General features: G+C 64.4%; 5 protein-coding genes. All 5 read left to right on the forward strand.

Annotated features, from left to right (window positions below; genetic code table 11):
• The coding region (locus JHD07_RS32680) for an MFS transporter (RefSeq protein ID WP_291629633.1) at positions 1-1,026 on the forward strand (1,026 nt) is incomplete at its 5' end.
• 40 nt (positions 1,027-1,066) lie between these two features.
• Complete coding sequence (locus JHD07_RS32685; protein ID WP_291629635.1) at positions 1,067-2,053, forward strand: MDR family oxidoreductase; 987 nt, start codon at positions 1,067-1,069, stop codon at positions 2,051-2,053.
• 114 nt (positions 2,054-2,167) lie between these two features.
• Complete coding sequence (locus JHD07_RS32690) at positions 2,168-2,755, forward strand: hypothetical protein (protein WP_291629637.1); 588 nt, start codon at positions 2,168-2,170, stop codon at positions 2,753-2,755.
• Positions 2,756-2,913: 158 nt separating this feature from the next.
• Positions 2,914-3,147, forward strand: coding sequence for a hypothetical protein (locus JHD07_RS32695; RefSeq protein ID WP_291629638.1), 234 nt, complete (start codon positions 2,914-2,916; stop codon positions 3,145-3,147).
• Between the two features lie 247 nt (positions 3,148-3,394).
• Positions 3,395-4,259: MCP four helix bundle domain-containing protein (locus tag JHD07_RS32700; RefSeq protein ID WP_291629640.1), on the forward strand; the 865-nt coding region annotated here is incomplete at its 3' end.

The raw sequence follows: 4,259 nt of genomic DNA on the forward strand, positions 1-4,259 counted from the left end.
GCCGGTGCGGTGGCGGATCGCTTCGGCCTGTTTCGGGTGATGTGCGTCGGCGCGCTGCTCTATGCCGGCGGCCTGCTCCTGATGCGCTATTCCTCGACTCCGCTGTCGCTCAACATCGGCGCCGGCGTGATGATCGGCTTTGGTCTTGCCGGCTGCTCGTTCAACCTGGTGCTGTCGGCCTTCACCAAGCTCTTGCCGGCGGAGAAGCGCGGCCTTGCCCTCGGCGCCGGCACTGCCGCTGGCTCGTTCGGGCAGTTTCTGTTCGCACCGATCGGCGTTGCGCTGATCGACAATTTTGGCTGGCAGCAGGCCCTCTCCGTGTTCGGTTTCCTGATGCTGCTGATCATCCCGCTATCGCTGGCGCTCTCGACGCCGCCTGTCGCAAGCACGGCCAATGCGGCGCCTGCGGACGAGCAGACCATTACAAAGGCGCTCGCGGAGGCTTTCGGCCACCGCTCCTATGTGCTTTTGGTACTCGGCTTCTTCACCTGCGGCTTTCAGCTCGCCTTCATCACCGTGCATCTGCCGGCCTTCCTGGTCGATCGCGGCATCACCGCGCAAACCGGCGGCTGGGTCATCGCGGCGATCGGCCTGTTCAACATCATCGGATCGCTCAGCGTCGGCTATCTCCAGAACAGCTTGCCCAAGCGCTACATCCTCTCGACCATCTACTTCACGCGCGCGCTGGCGACGCTCGCCTTCATCTCGTTCCCGATCACGCCGTTCTCGGCGATCATGTTCGGCGCGATCTCCGGCCTGACCTGGCTGTCGACGGTGCCGCCGACCTCGGCGCTGGTGGCGCTGATGTTTGGCACTCGCTGGCTCGCCACGCTCTATGGTTTCGCGTTCGTCAGCCACCAGGTCGGTGGCTTCCTCGGAGTCTGGCTCGGGGGCATCGTATTCGAAGCGTACGGTTCCTACACACCGATCTGGTGGCTCTCGATCCTGTTCGGCGTGCTCTCGGCGCTGATCAATCTTCCGATTGTGGAGAAACCCGTAGAGCGAGCGGTTGCGCAGCCGGCCTGATCAGCTAAACAGTCCCGACAACAAGTCAGGGAGTTCAGTCGTGGCCACATTCAAGGCTGTCAGGATCGACAAGGCAGACAAGGGCACCACCGCACAGCTCACGCAGTTCGACGAGTCCGAGCTGATGGAGGGCGACGTCACCGTCCGGGTCGAATGGTCGACGCTGAACTACAAGGACGGCCTCGCGCTCACCGGCAAGGCGCCGGTGGTGCGCCGCTTCCCGATGATCGCCGGCATCGACTTCGCCGGCACGGTCGAGGCCTCCTCGCATCCGCAGTGGAAGGCCGGCGACAAGGTCGTCTGCACCGGCTGGGGCATGGGCGAAACCCATCTCGGCGCCTATGCCGAGAAGGCCCGGGTGAAGGGCGACTGGCTGGTCGCCCTGCCGCAAGGCCTGTCGGCGCGCGACGCCATGGCGATCGGCACCGCCGGCTTCACCGCGATGCTCTCGGTGCTGGCGCTCGAGAAGCACGGCATCTCGCCGAAAAGCGGCCCGGTCGTGGTGACGGGCGCTGCCGGCGGCGTCGGCTCCGTCGCGATCGCGGTGCTCGGCAAGCTCGGCTACCACGTCATCGCTTCGACCGGCCGCGCCGCGGAGGCCGACTACCTAAAGCAGCTGGGAGCCGCCGAGATCATCGACCGCAACGAACTGTCGGGTCCGGCAAAGCCCCTCGCCAAGGAGCGCTGGGCCGGCGGCGTCGACAGCGTCGGCTCGACCACCCTCGCCAACCTGCTCTCGATGACGAAGTATGGCGGGGCCATTGCGGCCTGCGGCCTCGCGGCCGGCATGGACCTGCCGTCCTCGGTGGCGCCGTTTATTTTGCGCGGAGTGTGCCTTCTCGGCATCGATTCCGTGATGTGCCCGATCGAGCCCAGGAAGGCGGCCTGGCAGCGCCTGGCAACCGATCTGGATCCGGCGAAACTGTCTGAAATAACTACAGAAATTTCCTTGTCCGAAGTTTCGGATTGGGGCGCCAAGATCCTGGCCGGCCAGGTCCGCGGCCGCGTCGTGGTAAAAATTGTCTGACGGCGTTCAGACTTTACCAACCAAGCTGCTTCAATCTCGCCATGGTTCGTATGGTAAGCAGCGGGTAAAGAGATAAGGCATCGCCCGCTGCGGGGGTTGGGTTCGGAGTTGAGCATGCTTGCGCGTATTGTGTTGGGGGCTGTCACGGCGGCAGCAACGTTTGCGCCGGCCATTGCGGGAAGCATGAACGCCGACGAGGCGCGCCGCTTCGTCGCCGGCAAGGTATTCGCCTTCACCTGTTTCGACGGCACGCGCGGTGCAGGGCGCATCCTCGACGATCTCGGCGCCGCCGGCGCGGTGCAATTCTCGGGCTCCGGCCCGGTCAAGCATCTCCGATTACCCGGCAACACGCTCCAGATCCGGGGCCAGAACGTTTGCGCCTCGATCAAGGGCATTCCGTTCGAGCCCTGTTTCAATCTGGAAAAGACCGACGATCGCAGCTTCCGCGGTTCGGTGTCGGGCATGGGCTTCGCCTATTGCGACTTCCGTCACCAGGGCGGCAATCAGATGCTGATGGCCCGCGCTGTCGCGCGCCCGCGCTCATTGCACAGGCCGGAGCACACCGGTTCGGTCGCCGCCTCGAACACCGAGGTAGCCGCGCGGGTCGAGACCCCGCGCGTCGAGAGCAGCCGGATCGAGCCGGTGAAGTCCGAGCCCGCGAAGACCGAAGCCCCGTTGGAGCTGCGCCGCTCGACCCAGTGAGCGGCCTGCACGAGGCAGCCCCGCCGCTCCTTCCGCGATCATCCATCGAACCCGAAGCCGCCGCGCCGTAGTCTTACGGACGGCAGCCTTCATGCCTTGGTAGCTGTTCGCGCCTCAGTTTGCGCGGGGCAGGGGGCGGTCCACGCAAGGGTTCGACGATGTCGCTCTACTTCTTTCGCATCAGCACCGGTCGCTATTCCGGTGCGGCCGACCAGCCGTTCGAATTCGAGGATCGCGCGGCGGCCTGGACCGAGATGACCGAAGTCTGCGCCAATCTGCTCGGCAGTATCGCACGCGGCCTGAAGCCGAATGCCAAGTGGTGCATGGAGCTGCTCGACGAGAACAAGCAACCGGTGTTTCGCGTCAGTCTCGTCGGCGAGACGATCGACTGAAAAGCGTCCTAGATCCGACTTGAAGCTGCAATCTGCAACTATGACGAGAGCATTTCCATCTGCGTCGATCATCGGCGCGCGCGAGCCGTAGTTTTACGTAGGTTCCTGTTAACGCCTGTTTGCAATTATGAGCGCAATCTCACGGGATAAGAACCAGCCAGCATCGTTGAACTGACCCCCGCCCGGTCGTCCGTCGTGACGTCTGAGGCGCAGGTGATGTGCGCGTTCACTATCGGGATTTGTCGTTATGTCGAAGTTGTCGATCGTCTTCAAGCTGCTGACCGTGCTGTCGGTGCTCGTGCTCTCGCTTGCCGGTGTCGGCGTGATGGCGATCGGCACGATGCAGAACATCAATGCCCATACGGTCGAGATCGCGCAGGGTTGGCTGCCGAGCGTGCGTGCGCTGGGCTCGATGCGGGCGGACATCAACGAGCTGCGCGTGGCGCTGCGTCTGCACCTGATGCAAGATACTGCCGAGGGCAAGGAGGCCGCCGAGAAGCGCCTGGCGGGCTTGCGCGAACGGATCGAGAAGACTCGCAAGGTTTACGAGCCGTTGATCACGAGCGCCGGGGAGCGCTCGCTCTACGAGCAATGGACGAAGGCCTGGGCCGAGTACCTGAACGGCGTGCAGGACGTGATGGCGCTGTCACGCAAGAGCGTCGGCCGCTTCCCGACCGATGCCAACGAGATGTTGCAGACCAAGGTCGCGAAGATGGCGCAGGCCGCCGATCCCCTGCTCCAGAAGGGCATCGAAATGAACAACCAGGGTGCCGAGCTGGAGACAAAGCAGGCCGCCGACAGCTACGCTACGATCTTCCGCGTATTGGTCGGGATCATCGTGGCCTCTGTCGTGATCGCGATCGCCGCTGCGTATTATCTCGTGCGCGACGTCTCGCGCGGCATCGCTTCGATCATCCGGCCCATGCAATCGCTCGGCGAGGGCGATCTCTCGGCCGAGGTGCCGCATCGCGGCGAGAAGACCGAGATCGGCGCGATGGCGGACGCGCTCCAGATCTTCAAGGACGCGCTGATCGCGAAGAAGGCTGCCGACGAGGCCGCGGCGCGCGACGCCGAAGCCAAGATCGAACGCGGCGGCCGCGTTCGATCTTGGC

It is taken from the genome of Bradyrhizobium sp. (assembly GCF_016462955.1).
GTDB lineage: Bacteria > Pseudomonadota > Alphaproteobacteria > Rhizobiales > Xanthobacteraceae > Bradyrhizobium.